This window comes from Pseudomonas sp. HMSC065H01 (assembly GCF_001815235.1).
GTDB classification, from domain to species: domain Bacteria; phylum Pseudomonadota; class Gammaproteobacteria; order Pseudomonadales; family Pseudomonadaceae; genus Pseudomonas; species Pseudomonas aeruginosa.
In genome coordinates this window covers 145,140-164,408 of the sequence record NZ_KV819895.1, presented here as the reverse complement: position 1 = coordinate 164,408, position 19,269 = coordinate 145,140, and the positions used below count along the sequence as shown (strand labels likewise).

Genomic DNA, 19,269 nt, shown 5'->3' with positions numbered 1-19,269 from the left:
CAAGCCGGCGCGGGCCGGCAGGTTCACAGCGGCGTGCCGAGCAGGACCTGGGCTGGATCGAAGGAGGCGATCACCTTCTGGCCCTTCTTCAGCCCCAGGCTGGCCAGGCGTTCGCCGGACAGCAGCGCGCAGAGGGTAAGACCGCTGCCCAGGGCGATGCGCACCTCGCTGGGACCGGCCTTGGCCGCGAGGATTTCCTCCAGGGTGCCTTGCAACTGGTTCGGCTGGTCCTCGCGCGGTTCCAGCCCGACGTCCAGCCAGCCGGCCTTGATCAGCGCCAGTACCGGGCGGCCGCGACCGAGTTCGAGTTGCTCGGTGCTGGCGCGGGTGATCAGCGCCTCGATGCGTTGCTGGCCTGGCAGCTCGATGGCGATGCGGTCGTGGAAGCCTTCGCCATGGATCGACAGGACCCGCCCGTGCAATTGGTTGCGTGCGCTGGTGCGGAGCATCAGGCGGCCGATCAGGTTGAGGTCCTCGGCGTCTTCCGCGGCCTGCAACACCTGCGCTTGCAAGGCTTCCAGGCGCCGGTAGAGAGCCAGCAGGCGTTCGCCCTCGGCGGTCAGCCGGGCGCCGCCGCCGCCCTTGCCGCCGACGCTACGCTCGACCAGCGGACGCTCGGCCAGGTTGTTCAGTTCGTCGATGGCGTCCCAGGCGCCCTTGTAGCTGATGCCCACGGCCTTCGCCGCACGGGTGATGGAGCCCAGTTCGGCGATCTGCGCGAGCAGGGCGATGCGTTGCGGGCGACGGGTGACGTGCTGGGCGAGAGTGGAGAGTGCGGACATGGAGGCTTCGCTATGAGCGGACGTATACGGCGAAGGCTCCAACAGCCATGGGCAAAACGCAAGGGCGTCACTCGGCGGCCTGGTAGAGACCGTAGCCGGCGGCGGCGCCGGCCAGGTCCCAGGCGAGGTCCTTCCAGCTCCAGCCGCTGCCGGCGGAACGGCTGTCGTAGAACTCCTTGCCGACGCCGAAGGCGAGCGAGAAGCTCAGGCCGAAGCGTGCCTGGCGAGCGCCGCGCAGGCCGCGGTCGTGGGCCATCTGCATGCCCGCCGCGGCAAGGGCCGCGGAACTGGCGAAATGCAGGGCCTTGTCTTCGCCCAGCCAGTCGTCTTCGGCGAAATGGCTGCAACCGCCGAGCAACAGGCAGGCCGCGACCAGCAGTGCGCGCATGGATCCTCTCCCGTATCGGTTGCGCGGCAGTTTAGCCCAGCTCAGCCGGGCTTCGGCGTGCGCGCCAGGCAGTAGACGTCGACCCGCGCGGCGCCCGCCCGGCGCAACAGGCGGGAAAGGCGCTCGGCGGTGGCCCCGGTGGTGAGCACGTCGTCCACCAGTGCCAGGTGCAGCCCGCGAACATCGCTGGCGGGCGCCAGGGCGAAGGCGTGGCGCAGGTTGCGCCGCCGCACCGTCGCGTCCAGCCCCTGCTGGGCCGGAGTATCCAGCACTCGCCGCAGGCTGTGCGGATCGCAGCGCAGGTCCAGCTCGCCAGCCAGTCGCTCGGCGAGCTGTTGCGCCTGGTTGAAGCCGCGACGACGTTCGCGCCGAGGCGCCAGCGGGACCGGCAGCAGGCGTGCCGGGCGCGGCAGGCCTTCGGCGTAGCGTTGCCGCAGGTGTTCCGCCAGCAACTCGCCGAGCAGCCGCCCCAGCGGCCAGGCCGCCTGGTGCTTGAAGCGGTTGATCAGGCTGTCGAGCGGAAAGGCGTAGCGCCAGGGCGCGATCGCCTGTTCATAGGCCGGCGGGCGGCGCAGGCACTCGCCGCACACCTGGCCGTCCAGCGGCAGGGGCAGGGCGCAGCGCCGGCACTGCTGGCGCGACCAGGGCAGGTCGGCGGCACAGGCGCGGCACAGCGGGCGGGCCGGCTGGTCGCTGCGGGCGGCGCAGAGCAGGCAGGCCGGCGGCGGCAAAAGCCAGCGCGTGAGAGGACGAAGCGGGAACGACATGGCGGGACTTCCTGGCGGATGTCGCACCATGCAACCGCAGGCGCGCGCCGCCGACCAGCCGTTGCCAGCGGGTTCGGAACTCGCCTGTGGATAACCGAAACCTTCCTTCGCTCCTTGCGGAAACGGCCGACACGTGGATCAGTGGATGAGCCAGCTCATGACGATCAGGCCGAGCACCGTCCAGATCACCCCGCCGACTATCGAGCGGCGCAAGAAGGCGCGTATACCGCTGTAGAGCAGCAACAGGCCGAGCACCAGGAAGACGAAGCTGAACAGCGATGCGTCCATGCCGATGGCCCTGGCCAGGCCGTGGAGGAAGTCGTCCATGGCGCCCCAGATGCCGCCCAGCAGGCCGGAGAGCAGGTCCACCACGAAGCGGATCGCCCTGCCCAGCATCTCGCCCAGTCCGTCGAAAAAGCCTTCTGTACCCATGAGTGTCCTGTCCTGAGTGTTCCCAGCGTTGGATCAGAGATTAGCCGCCGGGTTCAGCGCCGGCTGCTGCTTTGCTGCGGAGCGAGGAACGACTGGCGGAAGTATTCGCGGAACGCGCGCATCCCGGCGCTCGCTTCGGTGTCGCGGCGCCAGGCCAGGCCGACGCTCATCGACGGCACCGGGTCGACCAGCGATAGCGTCTCGATGCGTTTGCCTTCCAGCGACCAGGGCCGGTACACCAGGTCGGAGAGGATGGCCACGCCGGAGCCGTTGGCGACCATGCTGCGCACCGCTTCCACCGAACTGGTATGGAGGATCACCTGTGGCCGGTGTCCGCTCTGTTGCCAGTAGCGCAGCGCGCTCTGCCCGGCCTCGTCGACGGTGAGCATGATGTAGGGCTCGCCGGCCACGTCGGCAAGGCCCAGGTCGGCCTTCTCGCCCAGCGGATGGCGGCTGGGCAGCCACAACCGGCGCTCGGAGTTGAACAGGGTTTCGGCGGCGATCCCGGGCTCGGTGAGATTGCCGGTGAGCAGCACGGCGATGTCGTAGCGACCGTCGAGGAGGCCGCGCTCGATGCTGGCGCGCTCGTCCTCGAACAGTTGTAGCTCCAGTTCCGGGTACCACTGCGCCAGGCGTTGCAGGTGGTGGGGGAGGAAATAGCCCATCACGGTATAGCTGGCGGCGACCTTCAGGGTGCCTTCGACCCGGGTGTCCGGTTGCGGGCTGTTGAGCGCGTCGTCGACGCTGCGCTGGATCGAATAGGCGTGGTTGAGGAAGTGCCGGCCGCTGTCGGTCAGGTTCATGCCCTGGGCCGTGCGGGTGAACAGGGCGACGCCGAGCATGCCCTCCAGTTCCTGGATCGCGCTGGTCACCGCCGACTGCGAGATGTTCAGGTGGATGGCGGCCTGGGATATTTGGCCGAACTCGGCGGTGGCGATGAAGTAGCGAACCTGGCGGAGGGTCAGGGCCATGGGGAGCATCCGGAGGAGGTATCTGTTTTTCAGAAACCAGTCTATCGAATAATAAATCTACCCAATACCTTTCCCGGCTTTTACCGTGGCTCCATCCAACAACAAGACAGATGAGGCCTGCGGGCAATGACTGAAGTCGACCTCAATTCCGACATGGGCGAAGGCTTCGGCCCATGGACCATCGGCGATGGCGTGGACGCAGCGATCATGCCGCTGATCAGCAGCGCCAACATCGCCACCGGTTTCCATGCCGGCGACCCGAGCAGCATGCGCCGCACCGTGGAGATGGCCGCCGAGCATGGCGTGGCCATCGGCGCCCATCCGGGCTTCCGCGACCTGGTCGGCTTCGGGCGTCGGCACATCGCCGCGCCGGCCATCGAGCTGGTCAACGACATGCTCTACCAGCTTGGCGCACTGCGCGAATTCGCCCGGCTGCAGGGCCTGTCGCTGCAACACGTCAAGCCCCACGGCGCGCTCTACATGCACCTGGCGCGGGACGAGGTCGCCGCGCGCCTGTTCGTCGAGACCCTGCAACGCCTGGAACCGGAACTGCTGCTCTATTGCATGCCCGGTTCGGCCACCTGGCGCATCGGCCGGGAACTGGGCCAGCCGCTGGTGCGCGAGTTCTACGCCGACCGCGACTACGACCGCAGCGGCTCCATCGTCTTCACCCGGCGGGTCGCCGCCCTCGATCCGCAGCAGGTCGCCGACAAGGTCCTGCGCGCCTGCCGCGAGGGCAAGGTGCGCACCGTCGAGGGCGAGGACCTCGACATCGCCTTCGACTCGGTGTGCATCCACAGCGATACCCCCGGTGCCCTGGAGCTGGTCGCCAGCACCCGTGCGCGCCTGGAGGGCGCCGGCATCCGCATCAAGGCGCCGCGTTGAGCACCGCTCGCCTCGGCGAGCCTCGCGACAAGCTTTTCTGCCATTTCCTACAACGTTCGAATAATGAGGATTCGTCATGGCCGAACATAACGTGCAGTCCCCCTTGCCCGGCACCTTCTATCGCAAGGCCAGCCCCGACGCGCCGCCCTACGCGGAGGTCGGGCAGGCGGTCGAGGCCGGCAGCGTGATCGGGCTGATAGAGGTGATGAAGCAGTTTTCCGAAGTGCAGGCCGGGCAGGCCGGCATACTCCAGGCGTTCCACGTGGAAGATGGCGAGGCCATCGAGCCGGGCCAGGTGCTGGCGGTGATCGCCAGCGCTACCTGAGGAGGATGCCATGCACAAGCGACTGAACAAGCTGCTGGTGGCCAATCGCGGCGAGATCGCCGTGCGCATCATCCGCGCCGCGCAGGCACTGGGCATTCCCACGGTAGCGGTGTGCAGCGAGGCGGATCGCGATTCGCTGGCCGCGCGGCTGGCCGATGAGGTACGCCTGATCGGCCCTGCGCGGGCCGACCGGAGCTACCTGGATATCGAGGCGATTCTCATGGCGGCGCGGGAAACCGGTGCCGACTCGATCCATCCCGGCTACGGTTTCCTCTCCGAGAACCCCGCCTTCGCCGAAGCGGTGCAGGCGGCCGGCCTGGTCTTCGTCGGTCCGGAGGCGCAGACCATCCGCCGCATGGGCGACAAGGCCGAGGCGCGGCGTACCGCGATGGCCGCCGGGGTGCCGGTGGTGCCGGGCTCGCCCGGCGAGCTGGGCGACCTCGACGCGGCGCTGGCTTGCGCCGAAGAGGTCGGCTATCCGCTGCTGGTCAAGGCCTCCGCCGGCGGCGGCGGGCGTGGCATCCGTATCGCCCACGACGCCGACGAACTGCGTCGGGAATTCCCCATCGCCCAGCGCGAGGCGCAGGCCGCCTTCGGTTCGCCGGCGGTGTACCTGGAGCGCTTCATCCGCCAGGCACGGCACATCGAAGTGCAGATCCTCGGCGATGGCGAGCGCGCGGTGCATCTGTTCGAACGCGAATGCTCGCTGCAGCGGCGGCGCCAGAAGGTCTTCGAGGAGGCACCTTCGGCGGCGCTGGACGGCGCGCAGCGCCAGGCCCTCTGCGAGAGCGCGGTGCGCCTGGCGCAGAGTCTCGGCTATCGTGGCGCGGGCACCCTGGAATACCTGTTCGACGCGCACAGCGGCGAGTTCTTCTTCATCGAGATGAACACCCGTATCCAGGTCGAGCATCCGGTCAGCGAGATGGTCACCGGCATCGACCTGGTCCAGGCCATGCTGCGCATCGCCGCCGGCGAGGCGCTGCCCTGGCGCCAGGAGGACATTCGCCTGAACGGCGCGGCGCTGGAGATGCGGATCAACGCCGAAGACCCGGCGCGCAATTTCTTCCCCAGCCCCGGCACCGTGGAGCGCCTGGAATGGCCGCAGGGCGAGGGCGTGCGAGTGGACAGCCACCTGTATCCCGGCTACCGGGTGCCGCCGTACTACGATTCGTTGCTGGCCAAGCTGATCGTCCATGGTCGCGACCGCGACGAAGCGTTCGCCCGCGCGCGCCAGGCGCTGGAGCGCACCGTGCTGGCCGGCATGGCCACTACCCTGCCGCTGCACCGCTGGCTGCTCGCCGATGCGCGGGTACAGGCCGCGCAGTTCGATACCGCTACCCTGGAAACCTGGCTCGCCGAGCGGACCGCCGCCGCGCAGGAGGTTTGAGATGCACGCCAACATCCGCTACAGCTTCGGCGGCGACGAGCACCTGTTCGCCGAGGTCGCCGAAGCCATGTCGCTGGAAGCCTTCTTTCGCGGCATGGCGATCACCCGCGCGATCGAGGCCCTGCAATTGCCCGGGGTGCTCGACGTGTGCCTGGCCAACGCCTCGTTCCAGGTCCGCTTCGACCCCGACCGGCTGGCCCCGCAGGCGCTGCTGGAGACCGTGCGCGGCCTGGAAGCCGAGGCGGTCGCCGCGCGCAGCATCGAGACGCGTATCGTCGAAGTGCCGGTGTTGTACAACGATCCCTGGACCCACGAGACCCTGATGCGCTTCCGCGACCGTCACCAGGACCCGGACTCCACCGACCTCGAGTACGCCGCGCGGATCAACGGCTACGCCGACGTGCAGGCGTTCATCCAGGCGCACAGCGGCACGCCGTGGTTCGTCTCGATGGTCGGTTTCGTCGCCGGCCTGCCGTTCATGTACCAGATGGTCGAGCGCGAACGGCAGTTGCAGGTGCCCAAGTACCTGCGTCCGCGCATCGACACGCCGAAGCTGACCCTCGGCCACGGCGGTTGCTTCGGCTGCATCTATTCGGTGCGCGGTGCCGGCGGCTATCAGATGTTCGGCGTGACTCCGGCGCCGATCTTCGATCCCCGCCAGGGCCTGCCCTATCTCGAGGAATCTATGGTGTTCTTCCGCGCTGGCGACATCGTCCAGTTCCGCCCCATCGAGCGGACCGAGTACGAGCGCATGGCGGCCGAAGTCGAATCGGGCACATTCGACCTGCGCATCCGTCCGGTGAGTTTCGATCTCGACGCGTTCCTCGCCGATCCGCGAGGCTGCACGCAACATCTGCAGGAGGTACTGCATGTCGATTAAGGTGCTCAAGCCCGGCCTCGCCACCTCGGTGCAGGACGCCGGCCGCGAAGGCCACTATCACCTGGGCATCCCGCCGTCCGGCGCGCTCGACCAGTATGCCCTGCGCGCTGCCAACTTGCTGGTGGGCAACGCACCGACCGCCGCCGTGTTGGAGTGCGCGTTGCTGGGGCCGCAGCTGGAGTTCCAGCGCGACGCCCTGGTGGCCGTGTGCGGGGCGCGCATGACGCCTCGTCTGGAGGGCGCGGAGATGCCGCTGGATACTTCCTTCCGGGTTCGCGCCGGCCAGGTCCTGGGGTTCGATTTCATCCGTGCCGGCGCCCGTGGCTATCTCGCCATCGACGGCGGCATCGCGGTGCCCGAGGTGCTGGGCAGCCGTTCGACCTACGGTCTGGGGGCGATCGGTGGCTTGCAGGGACGACGGCTGGCGGAGGGCGACCTGCTGCCCCTGGGGCCTGCCTCGCCCTCTGCCGTGGAGGGCTTGGCGCTGCCGCGTTCGCTGCAGGTGGAGGTCGGCGGCGAGGTGAGCTTGCGGGTAGTTCCCGGACTCTACGTCCATCGCCTGACCCCCGACGCGGTCGAGCGTTTCTTCGCCGAGACCTGGACCGTCGGTTCGGAGGCGGACCGCACCGGCTACCGCTTCAAGGGCGGCACGGCGCTCCGGTTCGAGCCGCGCGAACAGCCATTCGGCGCAGGCTCGGACCCGTCCAACATCGTCGACGCCTGCTATCCCATCGGCTCGATCCAGGTACCGGGCGGGCTCGAACCCATCGTCCTGCATCGCGATGCGGTGTCCGGTGGGGGATATGCCACGCTGGGCACGGTGATCAGCCCCGACCTGAACCGGCTGGCGCAGATGCAACCGAACCAGAAGGCGCGTTTCGTCGCCGTCAGCCTGGAGGAAGGTCTCGAGGCGCGTCGCCGTTACAACTGGCAAGTGCAACGACTCCAGCACTTCTTCCTGCGCTGAGTCGTCGATACCGGGCCGCTTCGGTCTGCGAAGCGGCCCCGGGCGGTCACTTGTAGTAGACCTCTATCGCGGCGGTGGCGTTGAAGGGGCCTGGCGTTGGAGTGCCCGTCATCCACCTCACCTGGGCGAGGAAGTTTCTTATGACCACCAATTGGTTCTGGCTATTGGGCACCAGTACGAACTCCTTGCCGATATCGATGATGCTGCGGTCTTCCTGCTTGAGAAGTCGGATTCCCACGGACTTGTTGTTGTTATCCAAAAGAGTGTCCGAACCCCACAGGGAGGTGTTGCCGGAGGGGAGGAACATCGCGTTCAGGCCATAGGCGCTGCTGCAGTTCTTATTGGCGGTGACGCTGAACGGAAGTTCCTTGAGGATCTGGTCCCGGCTGGCGAAATAGGCCTGCAGGCTTTGGAAGTCGACGGTTTTCGGAGAAAGGCTGATTGTGGACGCGCAGGCGACGTAGCGAAGGTTATTCAAGCCGTGGAGGGTCATGCGGAAGTTGTACCCCCCTATGTTATTGATAGCGCTCTCGCCATCGAACTGGAAAATCGGGTAGGCGTTTACCCCTGTGATAGGACCTTCCTTACCGGTACTGGGACCTGCCCGCTTGGAGAGAAAGAAGTTGAAGTTGACGGTCATCTTCTTCGCCCTGCCTTCGCAACCTCGTCCCGTCCAGCAACCATCGAAGTGCATGCCGATCTCCTTTCGGCACTTGTCGAGTGTCGAGCAGCGCAGGTCTTCGCCGTTCAGGTTGATGCCCACCTCCAGGTCCGAACCCAGCGCGCCCTGACCGGTTGGACTCAGGTAGAAATAGACCTGCTCTGGCCCCCAGTCGCGATCCTGGAAGCAAGTGATCGATATGGAGTAGTTCGGAGACCGCCAGAGTACGGTGTCCTTGGGGAGGACCGATGGAACAGCGATGCTCGTATCGATGTAGACATAATCTTCGGTTTGCTTGTTGTCCGATTTCCAGCACATCAAGGCGAAGCTTTTCTGCGACAGGACGAGCAGCATTGCGACAAGCATGTAACGGATGAAGGCATTCATGGGGTTCTTCTGCAGGTTGTTAATCGATTCTTGTTTTTGCAGAGCATGCCGCGCCTGTTGCAGGTGCGGCCTAGCGGTCACTTGTAATAGACCTCTATCGCGGCGGTGGCGTTGAACGGGCCTAGAATGGGTCTGCTCGTCATCCACCTCAGTTGGGCGAGAAAGTTCTTCGTCACCGTCGTCTGGGTTGGGGCGTAGGGAATGAACTCGAACTCCTTACCGATACTGATGACGCTGCGATCCTCATTGAGGAGCCTGATGCCCACTGTTGGATTGTCCTTGGCCAGCAACGTATCCGTGCTCGACAGGGTGGTATTGCTGGCGGGAATGAACATAGCGTTCAGGCCATAGGCGCTGTTGCAGCTCTTATTGGCGGTGATGCTGAAGGGAAGTTCTTTGATGACCAGATTCTGTGCGGCAAATTGCGATTGCAGTATCTGGAAGTTGAGGGTCTTTGGAGAAATGCTTAGCGTGGAGGTGCAGGCGACGTAGCGGAGGTTGTTCATGCCAAGGGCATACATACGTAGGTTCCGGCCCCCCAGGTTGTTGATGCCTCCCACTCCATCGAACTGGAACAGTGCGTAGGAGTTTACGCCCGTGATGGGACCTTCCTTGCCGGGAGTGGGGGCGGCGAGTTTGGAGAGGAAGATCTGGAAACGGACCTGCTTGGTCTGAGCCATGCCTTCGCATCCCCCCCGTCCTCCTGTCCAGCAACCATCGAAATGCATGCCTATCTTCTGCCGGCAGCCGGGGAGCGAGGAACAACGGAGGTCCTCGCCGTTCAGGTTGATGCCCACCTCCAGGTCCGAGCCCAATGCGCCCTGGCCGTCCGGACTGAGATAGAAATAGACGTCCTCAGGTCCGGTGTTTTCGCGCTCCTGGTAACACCTGACGGAGAAATCGTAGGTTGGAGAGCGCCAGAGCACGGTGTCCTTGGGCAGAGCCGAAGGCACGGCGATGCTCGTGTCGATGTTGACATAGTCGATCGTTGCCTTGTTGTCCGCTCTTTCGCAGGTCAGCGCATAACCTTTCTGCGCCAACGCAACCAGCATTCCCACAAGTAGTGTTCGGGTAATTGCATTCATGGTGTATTCCGGGCCTCATGGGTGTTTGGCGTTGGTCTCTACGCCTGATTTCAATGCGCCGTGATAAGGGTGGAGGTTCCCTCCGTCGCTGACGATCGCGTAACGCACTTTGTCGGGATGGCAGGCGGCGATGTCGAACTGGTGATTGGAGAAGGGCGCCAGCATCAGGTGTTCGATGGCTTCGCCGCAGCTCCGCTCCGATGCGTCGAGGAACTCCAACTGGCTGAAGGTGATGTGGTAGGGCGAAGGATTGTGTGCCTTCGGATTGCCGCTGGTGCCGAGCGTCCACGTCACGCCCTCGTTCGCCTGCTCGACGGTGGCTTCCAGGGGCGGCCGATAGAACAGCTTGAAGCGATGGCGTAGGGCGATCTGCAGGGTCTCGGGAGTACTGGGCGCGTGCGGCACGTCCAGCACGCTCAACAGCAGGTAGGTCTCGCGGTCGGTGGGCAGGCCCTGGCCCTGGTAGAGCACCTCCACCTTGGCCCGCTGGCCGGCGCCCAGGCGGAGCAGCGGCCTGGACACGGCGAAGGGCAGCGCCTGCCCCTTGCCGTCGGTACCCCAATCCAGGGAGATTTCCGCCAGGGCCGGCTCCTTGCCCTCGTTGACCAGCGTGATCGGCAGGCGCTTGCCTTTCATCACGAAACGGTTCTGGCCGTCGAACGAGAGATCGGCATGGGCGGACATGCACAGCCAGGCGAATATCGATGCAAGAACCATCCGAAGCCAACTTCGGACCTGGAAGAGGCGCTTTCCATTCATATTCCTGAATGTGCCCGAATGAAACCCGTATCGTGTTTTGGAAAGTGGTTGGTCGGAAGGGTCGAATATATTTTTCGTTATACTTCCGCTGCGCTTTGAATGGCTATATTTAGGGTGGTTGGTTGCGTTCATGGTTCAAGTCTGGATAACTTGTTTTCGTTGCGCACCGCTAGGGTGGCAAGAGATTCAATGTTTCTCCATGTTAGAAACCTGCCAGGGAATATATAAATAAGATATTTCCTATTTCTTGTAGGAAATATCCTAAGCATTACTTGTAGTTTTCCGAGGTAGTTGCGCCGTTTCTTCTAGGGAGCCGAATGCCACATAGAGGACGAGGCCGATTGGAGCAGTCGATGACTACTGGCTTCTACATGAATGATCAAATATTGATCAGATGTAGTCCTGTGCCCTGGGTTGGGTTGACAGCGTCATACAGCCACTTATGATGCCCTTGAGCCTGACCCCCGGCGTGCCGGGGCTCCCCGACAAAAGGCGCCATACAAGCGTCGAAGGAATCTTCCCCATGAGTGCAACCGCTTCCGTCGCCACCCGTCACGACTGGTCCCTCGCCGAAGTCCGTGCCCTGTTCGAGCAACCGTTCAACGACCTGCTGTTCCAGGCGCAGACGGTGCATCGCGCGCACTTCGACCCGAACCGCGTGCAGGTCTCGACGCTGCTGTCGATCAAGACCGGCGCCTGCCCCGAGGACTGCAAGTACTGCCCGCAGTCCGGCCACTACAACACCGGCCTGGACAAGGAGAAGCTGATGGAGGTGCAGAAGGTCCTCGAGGCGGCGGCCGAGGCCAAGGCCATCGGTTCGACCCGCTTCTGCATGGGCGCTGCCTGGAAGCACCCGTCGGCCAAGGACATGCCCTACGTCCTGGAGATGGTCAAGGGCGTGAAGAAGCTCGGCCTGGAGACCTGCATGACCCTCGGTCGCCTGACCCAGGAACAGACCCAGGCGCTGGCGGACGCCGGCCTCGACTACTACAACCACAACCTGGATACCTCGCCGGAGTTCTACGGCAACATCATCACCACCCGCACCTACAGCGAGCGCCTGCAGACCCTGGCCTACGTGCGCGAGGCGGGGATGAAGATCTGCTCCGGCGGCATCCTCGGCATGGGCGAGTCGGTGGACGACCGCGCCGGCCTGCTGATCCAACTGGCGAACCTGCCGGAGCACCCGGAGTCGGTGCCGATCAACATGCTGGTGAAGGTCAAGGGCACGCCCCTGGCGGAAGAGAAGGACGTCGATCCCTTCGACTTCATCCGCACCCTGGCGGTGGCCCGGATCATGATGCCGAAGTCCCACGTGCGCCTGTCCGCCGGCCGCGAGCAGATGAACGAGCAGATGCAGGCGCTGGCCTTCATGGCCGGGGCCAACTCGATCTTCTACGGCGAAAAGCTGCTGACCACGAAGAACCCGCAGGCCGAAAAGGACATGCAGTTGTTCGCCCGTCTCGGCATCAAGCCGGAAGAGCGCGAAGAGCACGCCGACGAAGTGCACCAGGCCGCCATCGAGCAGGCGTTGGTGGAACAACGCGAATCGAAGCTGTTCTATAACGCCGCTTCCGCCTGACCATACTGGAAGGGAGGGCGCCGCCGTCCCTTCGTTGCAGCCGCTGATGTCGGCCCTGCGTGGACGGGTGCGCCTGCGTCCGTCCAGCAACACGAGCGACCTGCCATGTCCTTCGATCTCGCTTCCCGCCTCGCCAGCCGGCGCGCGGAAGACCTCTACCGCCAGCGGCCGCTGCTGGAGTCGGCCCAGGGCCCGGACGTCGTGGTCGACGGCCAGCCGCTTCTGGCCTTCTGTTCCAACGACTACCTCGGCCTGGCCAACCATCCCGAGGTGATCGCCGCGCTGCGCGCCGGCGCCGAGCGCTGGGGCGTGGGCGGTGGCGCCTCGCACCTGGTGGTCGGCCACAGCGGCCCGCACCACGAACTGGAGCTGGCCCTCGCCGAATTCACCGGGCGGCCCCGTGCGCTGCTGTTCTCCACCGGCTACATGGCCAATCTCGGCGCGGTGACCGCGCTGGTCGGCAAGGGCGACACGGTGCTGGAGGACCGCCTCAACCACGCTTCGCTGCTGGATGCCGGATTGCTCTCCGGCGCGCGTTTCTCGCGCTACCTGCACAACGACCCGGCAAGCCTCGCCGCGCGCCTGGACAAGGCCGAGGGCAATACCCTGGTGGTCACCGACGGGGTCTTCAGCATGGACGGCAATCTCGCCGACCTGCCGGCCCTGGCCGCCGTCGCGCAGGCCCGCGGCGCCTGGCTGATGGTCGACGACGCGCATGGCTTCGGCCCGCTGGGCGCCAGCGGCGGCGGGATCGTCGAACATTTCGGCCTCGGCCAGGAGCAGGTGCCGGTGCTGATCGGCACCCTCGGCAAGGGTTTCGGTACCGCCGGCGCCTTCGTAGCGGGCAGCGAGGAACTGATCGAGACCCTGATCCAGTACGCCCGGCCCTACATCTACACCACCAGCCAGCCGCCAGCGGTGGCCTGCGCCACCCTGAAGAGCCTGGAGCTGCTGCGCCGCGAAAGCTGGCGGCGGCAACACCTGGCGGCGCTGATCGCCCGTTTCCGCCATGGCGCCGAGGCGCTTGGCCTGACCCTGATGGACAGCTTCACGCCGATCCAGCCGATCCTGGTCGGCGGCAGCCGCCAGGCCGTGGCCCTGGCCGGCATGCTTCGAGCCCGTGGCATCATGGTCGGCGCGATCCGCCCGCCAACCGTGCCGGCCAACAGCGCGCGGCTGCGCGTCACGCTGTCCGCCGCGCACAGCGAAGCGCAGGTCGACCGCTTGCTCGAAGCCCTCGGCGAAAGCTGGCGACAGCTGTCGTCTAGCCTTCTGGCAGAGATCGAAGCCGAGGAGGGAGACGATGCGTGACCACCTGATCCTGTTGCCGGGCTGGGGCCTGGGCAGCGCACCGCTGGAACCGCTGCGCGACGCGCTGCACGAGCGCGAGCCGCACCTGAACGTGTTGATCGAGCCGCTGCCGTCGCTGGACGCCGCCGCCGACTGGCTCGACGAACTCGACGATAACCTGCCGCGCGATAGCTGGCTGGCCGGCTGGTCGCTGGGAGGCATGCTCGCCGGCGAACTGGCGGCGCGCCGCGGCGACGATTGCCGGGGACTGCTGACCCTGGCCAGCAATCCGTGCTTCCGCGTGCGCGAGGACTGGCCGAACGCGATGCCGGCGGAAACCTTCGAGGACTTCTTCGAGGCTTTCCTGCTCGAACCGCACCTGACCCGCAAGCGTTTCACCCTGCTGGTCAGCCAGGGTGCGCGCGACCCTCGGACCCTGGCGCGGCAACTGCAGGTGGCGCTGCCGCAACTGGAGCGCGAGGCGCTGGTCGCCGGCCTGCAGTTGCTCGGCCAACTGGATACCCGGGCCGCCCTGGAAAACTTCCGCGGGCCGCAATTGCACCTGTTCGCCGAAGCCGATGCGCTGGTGCCGCTGGCCGCCGCCGAGGCCCTGCTCGAGTGGCTGCCGGACGTCGAGGTCTCGACCCTGGCGGCCAGTCACGGCCTGCCGCTGGAATGCCCGGACGAGGTGGCCGGCGCAATCCTGAGATTCCTTCGCGAGGGTGACGATGCCTGACGATTCCTCGCCGCTGCTGGCGCCCCATGGCGTTGCCGCGCTGCCCGACAAGCGCCAGGTCGCCGCGTCGTTTTCCCGCGCGGCGGCCAGCTACGACGCGGTGGCCGAACTCCAGCGCGGCGTCGGTGAGAGCCTGCTGTCGGCATTGCCGGAAGGCTTCTCGCCGCGCCGCTGGGTCGATCTCGGCTGCGGCACCGGTTATTTCAGCCGGGCCCTGGAACGACGCTTCGGTGCGGCCGAGGGCCTAGCCGTGGATATCGCCGAAGGCATGCTGCGGCATGCCCGCGCGCGCGGCGGCGCCAGCCATTTCATCGGCGGCGACGCCGAGAGGCTGCCGTTGCGCGACGGCAGTTGCGACCTGCTGTTCTCCAGCCTGGCGATCCAGTGGTGCGCCGACCTCCCGGCGGTCCTGGCCGAGGCGCGGCGGGTCCTGCGGCCGGGCGGCGTGCTGGCGTTCAGCAGCCTGTGCGTCGGTACCCTGGGCGAGTTGCGCGACAGTTGGCGGGTGGTGGACGGCTTCGTCCACGTCAATCGCTTCCGCGCCTTCGCCGACTACCTGCAACACGCGGCCGGCAGCGGCCTGCTGCCGCTGACCCTGCGCCACGAGGACCGGCTCCTGCATTTCCCCGACCTGCGCAGCCTGACCCACGAACTCAAGGCCCTGGGCGCGCACAACCTCAACCCCGGGCGGCCCGACGGCCTGACCGGGCGCCAGCGCATCCGCGCGCTGGTCGCCGCCTACGAGCGTTTCCGCCAGCCCGAGGGGCTGCCCGCTACCTACCGCGTCGTCTTCGGCGTGCTGCGCAAGGATTCCTGAACCATGCCGGCGTTCTTCGTCACCGGTACCGACACCGAGATCGGCAAGACCACCATCGCCGCCGGCCTGCTCCACGCGGCCCGGAGTGCCGGCCTGAGCACCGCCGCGGCGAAGCCGGTGGCCTCCGGCTGCGAGCCCACGGCGCAAGGCCTGCGCAATGGCGACGCGTTGGTGTTGCTCGGCCAGTGCTCGCTGGCGCTGGCCTACGAGCAGGTCAACCCGCTGGCCTTCGCACCGGCCATCGCCCCGCACCTGGCGGCGCGCGAGGCTGGCGTCGAACTGAGCGCCGCACGCTTGCACGAGGCGGTGCGCGAGGTGCTGGCGCTACAGGCCGACTTCACCCTGGTGGAGGGCGCCGGCGGATGGCGCGTGCCGTTGCTGGGCCGCGAGAACCTGTCCGACCTGGCGCGCCTGCTGGCGCTGCCGGTGGTGCTGGTGGTCGGCGTGCGCCTGGGCTGTATCAACCATGCGCTGCTCAGCGCCGAGGCGATCCTGGGCGACGGCCTGGCGCTGGCCGGCTGGGTGGCCAACGTCGTCGACCCGCCTACCTCGCGCCTGGAAGAGAACCTGGCGACCCTCGCCGAACGCCTGCCGGCGCCCTGCCTGGGTCGGGTACCGCGCCTGGAGGAAGCCACTCCCGCGGCCGTGGCCGCGCACCTCGACCTGCGGCCCCTGGGTATCGGGCTATAAACAGCGGGCCGTCCATAACCAACGGGCGGTACCCAGCGCCGGCCAAGTCTGCTTGAATAGAAGCCACTTGCTATCGCAGTGGCGCGTGCGCGTCCCCAGGAGTAGAGGGTGGAAATTTCCGGCAACGCTTTCGTCAGTGGTCTCAACGCGGTGCAGTCGGGCAGCGCCCGCGTCGCCCAGGCCGGCAGCGAGATCGCCCGCAATACCGTGGAGGCCCGTTCGGCCCAGGCCGAGCAGATGGTCGAACTGACCCGCGGCAAGCTCGAGGCGCAGAGCGGCGCCCGGGTCATCGAGGTAGCCGACGAGACCCTCGGTACCCTGATCGATACCCACGCCTGACTTCCTGGCGGCCGGCAGCGGCCGCCCCGACCCTTCCTTTTCCGACTGTCACCCGGCGGCCCCTGAAGCCTGCCGGGCGCTTCGCCATGGGCTTTACTGAGAGAGACGAAAGTGCTTTGGAAGGACGTGGCTGCCAGTGATTTCGGGCATGACCGAGCGGTCGGTTCGGATGCTTGACAAGGGATTGGCGTAAACGTATGTTTCAAACGCCTGTTTGAGAGCCGGGACGCATGAGTGCGTCCGGCAAGGCGACCGGGAGCGATCCCGCACTGCGACCGCAGACTCTGGACATCCGTCCGGTCGCCGATTAACCAGAACCCTTCGTAGAGGTTGACTGCTATGCCTGATTACAAGGCCCCCTTGCGTGATATCCGTTTCGTTCGCGACGAGCTGCTGGGCTACGAAGCGCACTACCAGAGCCTGCCGGGCGCCGAAGACGCGACTCCCGACATGGTCAACGCCATCCTCGAGGAAGGTGCGAAGTTCTGCGAACAGGTGATCGCTCCGCTGAACCGCGTCGGCGACCTGGAAGGCTGCACCTGGAGCGCCGACGGCGTGAAGACCCCGACCGGCTTCAAGGAGGCCTACCAGCAGTTCGTCGAAGGCGGCTGGCCGAGCCTGGCCCATGACGTCGAGCACGGCGGCCAGGGTCTGCCGGAATCCCTCGGCCTGGCCATCAGCGAGATGGTCGGCCAGGCCAACTGGTCCTGGGGCATGTACCCGGGCCTGTCCCACGGCGCCATGAACACCCTGCATGCCCACGGCACCGCCGAGCAGCAGGCAACCTACCTGACCAAGCTGGTCTCCGGCGAGTGGACCGGCACCATGTGCCTGACCGAGCCGCACTGCGGCACCGACCTGGGCATGCTGCGCACCAAGGCCGAGCCGCAGGCCGACGGTAGCTACAAGGTCACCGGCACCAAGATCTTCATCTCCGCCGGCGAGCACGACATGGCCGACAACATCGTCCATATCGTCCTGGCCCGCCTGCCCGACGCCCCGCAGGGCACCAAGGGCATCTCGCTGTTCATCGTGCCGAAGTTCCTGCCCAACGCCGAAGGCAACGCCGGCGAGCGCAACGCGGTTTCCTGCGGTTCCATCGAGCACAAGATGGGCATCCACGGCAACGCCACCTGCGTGATGAACTTCGACGCCGCCACCGGCTTCCTGATCGGCCCGCCGAACAAGGGCCTGAACTGCATGTTCACCTTCATGAACACCGCTCGCCTGGGTACCGCGCTGCAAGGCCTGGCCCATGCCGAAGTCGGTTTCCAGGGCGGCATCGCCTATGCTCGCGAGCGTCTGCAGATGCGCTCGCTGACCGGTCCGAAGGCGCCCGAGAAGCCCGCCGACCCGATCATCGTGCATCCTGACGTGCGCCGCATGCTGCTGACCATGAAGGCCTTCGCCGAAGGCAACCGCGCGATGCTGTACTTCGCCGCCAAGCAGGTCGACATCGTCCAGCGCAGCCAGGACGAAGAGCAGAAGAAAGCCGCCGACTCGATGCTGGCCTTCCTCACGCCGATCGCCAAGGCGTTCATGACCGAAGTCGGCTTCGAGTCCGCCAACCACGGCGTGCAGATCTTCGGTGGCCACGGTTTCATCGCCGAGCACGGCATGGAGCAGAACGTCCGCGACAGCCGCATCTCGATGCTGTACGAAGGCACCACCGGCGTTCAGGCCCTCGACCTGCTGGGTCGCAAGGTGCTGATGACCCAGGGCGAGGCGCTGAAGGGCTTCACCAAGATCGTGCACAAGTTCTGCCAGGCCAACGAAGCCAACGAAGCCGTCAAGGAATTCGTCGCTCCGCTGGCGCAGCTGAACAAGGAGTGGGGCGACCTGACCATGAAGGTCGGCATGGCCGCCATGAAGGATCGCGAGGAAGTCGGCGCCGCTTCGGTGGACTACCTGATGTACTCCGGCTACGCCTGCCTGGCCTACTTCTGGGCCGACATGGCGCGCCTGGCCGCCGAGAAGCTGGCCGCCGGCACCGGCGAGGAAGCCTTCTACAAGGCCAAGCTGCAGACCGCGCGCTTCTACTTCCAGCGCATCCTGCCGCGTACCCGCGCCCACGTCGCCGCCATGCTGTCCGGCGCCAGCAACCTGATGGAGATGGCCGAGGAAGATTTCGCCCTCGGTTACTGATGGCACGGGCCGCTGGCGGCCCGTTCCCCAGGTGAGAAAGAGCCCGCCCTTCGGCGGGCTTTTTCATGCCTGCGATCCGCTGCATCCTGGCCTTCCGACCTCGGGGTTATGGCGTTGCATTCAGCGTCCGCAGCGTGATTGTAGGCGCCCGCCCGGCGCAGTAGCTTCGAGGGATTCGCGCCTGTGGGGCGCCCCTGCCGAGGAGAACAGAGATGCCGGAATACAAGGCTCCGCTGCGCGACATGCGCTTCCTGATCGATGAGGTATTCGACTTCCATGGGCGCTACCAGGCGCTCGGCGCCAGCGACGCGACCCCGGACATGGTGGCGGCGATCCTCGATGAAGGGTCGAAATTCTGCGAACAGGTTCTGGCGCCGCTGAACCGCTCCGGCGACGAAGAGGGCTGCCACTTCGACAACGGCGTGGTGACCACGCCCAAGGGTTTCAAGGAAGCCTATGCACAGTACGTCGAGGGTGGCTGGAACGGTGTCGCCAGCGATCCCGCGTACGGCGGCCAGGGCCTGCCGCACTCGCTGGGTCTGCTGCTCAGCGAGATGATCGGCGCCAGCAATGTCTCCTGGGGCATGTACCCGGGCCTGACCCGCGGCGCCATGTCGGCGATCCACGCCCACGGCAGCCAGGCGCAGAAGGACCTCTACCTGGCGCGGATGACCGCCGGCACCTGGACCGGCACCATGTGCCTGACCGAGCCGCACTGCGGCACCGACCTGGGCATCATCAAGACCCGCGCGGTGCCGAACGCCGACGGCAGCCATGCGATCAGCGGGACGAAGATCTTCATCTCCGCCGGCGAGCACGACCTGAGCGAGAACATCGTCCACCTGGTGCTGGCCAAGCTTCCCGATGCGCCGGCCGGGACCAAGGGTATCTCGCTGTTCATCGTGCCGAAGTTCCTTCCCGACGCCGAAGGTAACGTGGGCGCGCGCAATGCGGTCTCCTGTGGCTCCATCGAGCACAAGATGGGGATCAAGGC

Annotated in this window: 21 protein-coding genes; 13 read left to right on the top strand and 8 right to left on the bottom strand. The window is 66.3% G+C overall.

The window, feature by feature from the left end; all coding sequences use genetic code 11:
• Positions 1 to 23: 23 nt before the first annotated feature.
• The 5 genes from HMPREF3014_RS16925 to HMPREF3014_RS16905 form a co-directional block, all read right to left on the bottom strand.
• Positions 24 to 782 (bottom strand): TOBE domain-containing protein, encoded by a 759-nt coding sequence (locus HMPREF3014_RS16925; RefSeq protein WP_003103305.1) that lies wholly within the window; start codon positions 780 to 782, stop codon positions 24 to 26.
• A gap of 67 nt (positions 783 to 849) precedes the next feature.
• A complete protein-coding gene (locus HMPREF3014_RS16920) occupies positions 850 to 1,170 on the bottom strand; it encodes a YfiM family lipoprotein (protein WP_003103307.1) in 321 nt (106 codons plus the stop codon).
• Positions 1,171 to 1,211: 41 nt separating this feature from the next.
• Entirely contained in the window at positions 1,212 to 1,937 is a 726-nt protein-coding gene (locus HMPREF3014_RS16915) for a ComF family protein (RefSeq protein ID WP_003117927.1), read from the bottom strand.
• A 138-nt stretch (positions 1,938 to 2,075) separates the two neighbouring features.
• The gene (locus HMPREF3014_RS16910; RefSeq protein ID WP_023086814.1) at positions 2,076 to 2,369 is read right to left on the bottom strand and encodes a hypothetical protein; all 294 of its coding nucleotides are present in this window, start codon (positions 2,367 to 2,369) and stop codon (positions 2,076 to 2,078) included.
• A 53-nt stretch (positions 2,370 to 2,422) separates the two neighbouring features.
• Positions 2,423 to 3,349, bottom strand: coding sequence for a LysR family transcriptional regulator (locus tag HMPREF3014_RS16905; RefSeq protein WP_003118849.1), 927 nt, complete (start codon positions 3,347 to 3,349; stop codon positions 2,423 to 2,425).
• Between the two features lie 117 nt (positions 3,350 to 3,466).
• Here HMPREF3014_RS16905 and HMPREF3014_RS16900 point away from each other — a divergent pair, with 117 nt between their 5' ends.
• The 5 genes from HMPREF3014_RS16900 (at position 3,467) to HMPREF3014_RS16880 (ending at position 7,784) form a co-directional block, all read left to right on the top strand.
• On the top strand, positions 3,467 to 4,225 hold the full coding sequence (locus HMPREF3014_RS16900; RefSeq protein WP_003103315.1) for a 5-oxoprolinase subunit PxpA: 759 nt from the start codon (positions 3,467 to 3,469) through the stop codon (positions 4,223 to 4,225).
• Between the two features lie 76 nt (positions 4,226 to 4,301).
• Complete coding sequence (locus HMPREF3014_RS16895; protein WP_003084813.1) at positions 4,302 to 4,550, top strand: acetyl-CoA carboxylase; 249 nt, start codon at positions 4,302 to 4,304, stop codon at positions 4,548 to 4,550.
• Positions 4,551 to 4,560: 10 nt separating this feature from the next.
• Entirely contained in the window at positions 4,561 to 5,937 is a 1,377-nt protein-coding gene (locus HMPREF3014_RS16890; RefSeq protein WP_003113254.1) for an acetyl-CoA carboxylase biotin carboxylase subunit, read from the top strand.
• A 1-nt stretch (position 5,938) separates the two neighbouring features.
• Positions 5,939 to 6,817 carry a 5-oxoprolinase subunit B family protein gene (locus tag HMPREF3014_RS16885; protein WP_003117928.1) on the top strand — a complete coding sequence of 293 codons (879 nt, stop codon included), beginning with the start codon at positions 5,939 to 5,941 and terminating at the stop codon, positions 6,815 to 6,817.
• Positions 6,807 to 7,784: a 5-oxoprolinase subunit C family protein gene (locus tag HMPREF3014_RS16880; protein ID WP_003084819.1), complete on the top strand. Its 978-nt coding sequence runs from the start codon at positions 6,807 to 6,809 to the stop codon at positions 7,782 to 7,784. The genes HMPREF3014_RS16885 and HMPREF3014_RS16880 overlap by 11 nt, the downstream gene beginning before the upstream one ends.
• A 46-nt stretch (positions 7,785 to 7,830) precedes the next feature.
• On the opposite strand, the gene HMPREF3014_RS16875 is transcribed toward HMPREF3014_RS16880, so the two are convergent.
• From HMPREF3014_RS16875 to HMPREF3014_RS16865, 3 genes are all read right to left on the bottom strand, one after another.
• Positions 7,831 to 8,832, bottom strand: coding sequence for a fimbrial protein (locus HMPREF3014_RS16875; protein ID WP_003117930.1), 1,002 nt, complete (start codon positions 8,830 to 8,832; stop codon positions 7,831 to 7,833).
• A gap of 77 nt (positions 8,833 to 8,909) precedes the next feature.
• On the bottom strand, positions 8,910 to 9,917 hold the full coding sequence (locus HMPREF3014_RS16870; RefSeq protein ID WP_003118851.1) for a fimbrial protein: 1,008 nt from the start codon (positions 9,915 to 9,917) through the stop codon (positions 8,910 to 8,912).
• A gap of 15 nt (positions 9,918 to 9,932) precedes the next feature.
• A complete protein-coding gene (locus HMPREF3014_RS16865) occupies positions 9,933 to 10,634 on the bottom strand; it encodes a fimbrial biogenesis chaperone (protein ID WP_003118852.1) in 702 nt (233 codons plus the stop codon).
• A gap of 565 nt (positions 10,635 to 11,199) precedes the next feature.
• On the opposite strand from HMPREF3014_RS16865, the gene bioB reads away from it, so the two are divergent.
• From bioB to HMPREF3014_RS16825, 8 genes are all read left to right on the top strand, one after another.
• Positions 11,200 to 12,258, top strand: coding sequence for a biotin synthase BioB (bioB, locus tag HMPREF3014_RS16860; RefSeq protein WP_003103330.1), 1,059 nt, complete (start codon positions 11,200 to 11,202; stop codon positions 12,256 to 12,258).
• 105 nt (positions 12,259 to 12,363) lie between these two features.
• Positions 12,364 to 13,569, top strand: a complete 1,206-nt coding sequence (bioF, locus tag HMPREF3014_RS16855; RefSeq protein WP_003084826.1) for an 8-amino-7-oxononanoate synthase — start codon at positions 12,364 to 12,366, stop codon at positions 13,567 to 13,569.
• Positions 13,562 to 14,284, top strand: a complete 723-nt coding sequence (locus tag HMPREF3014_RS16850) for an alpha/beta fold hydrolase (protein ID WP_003117932.1) — start codon at positions 13,562 to 13,564, stop codon at positions 14,282 to 14,284. Before bioF ends, HMPREF3014_RS16850 begins: the two co-directional genes overlap by 8 nt.
• Positions 14,277 to 15,101: a malonyl-ACP O-methyltransferase BioC gene (bioC, locus tag HMPREF3014_RS16845; RefSeq protein WP_003113247.1), complete on the top strand. Its 825-nt coding sequence runs from the start codon at positions 14,277 to 14,279 to the stop codon at positions 15,099 to 15,101. The genes HMPREF3014_RS16850 and bioC overlap by 8 nt, the downstream gene beginning before the upstream one ends.
• A 3-nt stretch (positions 15,102 to 15,104) precedes the next feature.
• A complete protein-coding gene (bioD, locus tag HMPREF3014_RS16840; RefSeq protein ID WP_023086919.1) occupies positions 15,105 to 15,791 on the top strand; it encodes a dethiobiotin synthase in 687 nt (228 codons plus the stop codon).
• Positions 15,792 to 15,899: 108 nt separating this feature from the next.
• On the top strand, positions 15,900 to 16,130 hold the full coding sequence (locus HMPREF3014_RS16835) for a hypothetical protein (RefSeq protein ID WP_003113246.1): 231 nt from the start codon (positions 15,900 to 15,902) through the stop codon (positions 16,128 to 16,130).
• 339 nt (positions 16,131 to 16,469) lie between these two features.
• The gene (locus HMPREF3014_RS16830) at positions 16,470 to 18,275 is read left to right on the top strand and encodes a phenylacyl-CoA dehydrogenase (RefSeq protein WP_003103341.1); all 1,806 of its coding nucleotides are present in this window, start codon (positions 16,470 to 16,472) and stop codon (positions 18,273 to 18,275) included.
• A 212-nt stretch (positions 18,276 to 18,487) separates the two neighbouring features.
• A partial coding sequence (locus tag HMPREF3014_RS16825) for an acyl-CoA dehydrogenase family protein (RefSeq protein WP_177344424.1) occupies positions 18,488 to 19,269 on the top strand: 782 nt, incomplete at its 3' end.

Bases quoted from the DNA above. Each gene is read 5' to 3' on its own strand.
- HMPREF3014_RS16880 (WP_003084819.1), top strand. From the start codon at position 6,807: ATGTCGATTAAGGTGCTCAAGCCCGGCCTCGCCACCTCGGTGCAGGAC.
- HMPREF3014_RS16910 (WP_023086814.1), bottom strand. From the start codon at position 2,369: ATGGGTACAGAAGGCTTTTTCGACGGACTGGGCGAGATGCTGGGCAGG.
- HMPREF3014_RS16865 (WP_003118852.1), bottom strand. From the start codon at position 10,634: ATGGTTCTTGCATCGATATTCGCCTGGCTGTGCATGTCCGCCCATGCC.
- HMPREF3014_RS16850 (WP_003117932.1), top strand. From the start codon at position 13,562: ATGCGTGACCACCTGATCCTGTTGCCGGGCTGGGGCCTGGGCAGCGCA.
- bioD (WP_023086919.1), top strand. From the start codon at position 15,105: ATGCCGGCGTTCTTCGTCACCGGTACCGACACCGAGATCGGCAAGACC.
- HMPREF3014_RS16885 (WP_003117928.1), top strand. From the start codon at position 5,939: ATGCACGCCAACATCCGCTACAGCTTCGGCGGCGACGAGCACCTGTTC.
- HMPREF3014_RS16870 (WP_003118851.1), bottom strand. From the start codon at position 9,917: ATGAATGCAATTACCCGAACACTACTTGTGGGAATGCTGGTTGCGTTG.
- HMPREF3014_RS16890 (WP_003113254.1), top strand. From the start codon at position 4,561: ATGCACAAGCGACTGAACAAGCTGCTGGTGGCCAATCGCGGCGAGATC.
- bioB (WP_003103330.1), top strand. From the start codon at position 11,200: ATGAGTGCAACCGCTTCCGTCGCCACCCGTCACGACTGGTCCCTCGCC.
- HMPREF3014_RS16915 (WP_003117927.1), bottom strand. From the start codon at position 1,937: ATGTCGTTCCCGCTTCGTCCTCTCACGCGCTGGCTTTTGCCGCCGCCG.
- HMPREF3014_RS16830 (WP_003103341.1), top strand. From the start codon at position 16,470: ATGCCTGATTACAAGGCCCCCTTGCGTGATATCCGTTTCGTTCGCGAC.
- HMPREF3014_RS16875 (WP_003117930.1), bottom strand. From the start codon at position 8,832: ATGAATGCCTTCATCCGTTACATGCTTGTCGCAATGCTGCTCGTCCTG.
- HMPREF3014_RS16895 (WP_003084813.1), top strand. From the start codon at position 4,302: ATGGCCGAACATAACGTGCAGTCCCCCTTGCCCGGCACCTTCTATCGC.
- HMPREF3014_RS16900 (WP_003103315.1), top strand. From the start codon at position 3,467: ATGACTGAAGTCGACCTCAATTCCGACATGGGCGAAGGCTTCGGCCCA.
- HMPREF3014_RS16905 (WP_003118849.1), bottom strand. From the start codon at position 3,349: ATGCTCCCCATGGCCCTGACCCTCCGCCAGGTTCGCTACTTCATCGCC.
- HMPREF3014_RS16920 (WP_003103307.1), bottom strand. From the start codon at position 1,170: ATGCGCGCACTGCTGGTCGCGGCCTGCCTGTTGCTCGGCGGTTGCAGC.
- HMPREF3014_RS16925 (WP_003103305.1), bottom strand. From the start codon at position 782: ATGTCCGCACTCTCCACTCTCGCCCAGCACGTCACCCGTCGCCCGCAA.
- bioF (WP_003084826.1), top strand. From the start codon at position 12,364: ATGTCCTTCGATCTCGCTTCCCGCCTCGCCAGCCGGCGCGCGGAAGAC.
- bioC (WP_003113247.1), top strand. From the start codon at position 14,277: ATGCCTGACGATTCCTCGCCGCTGCTGGCGCCCCATGGCGTTGCCGCG.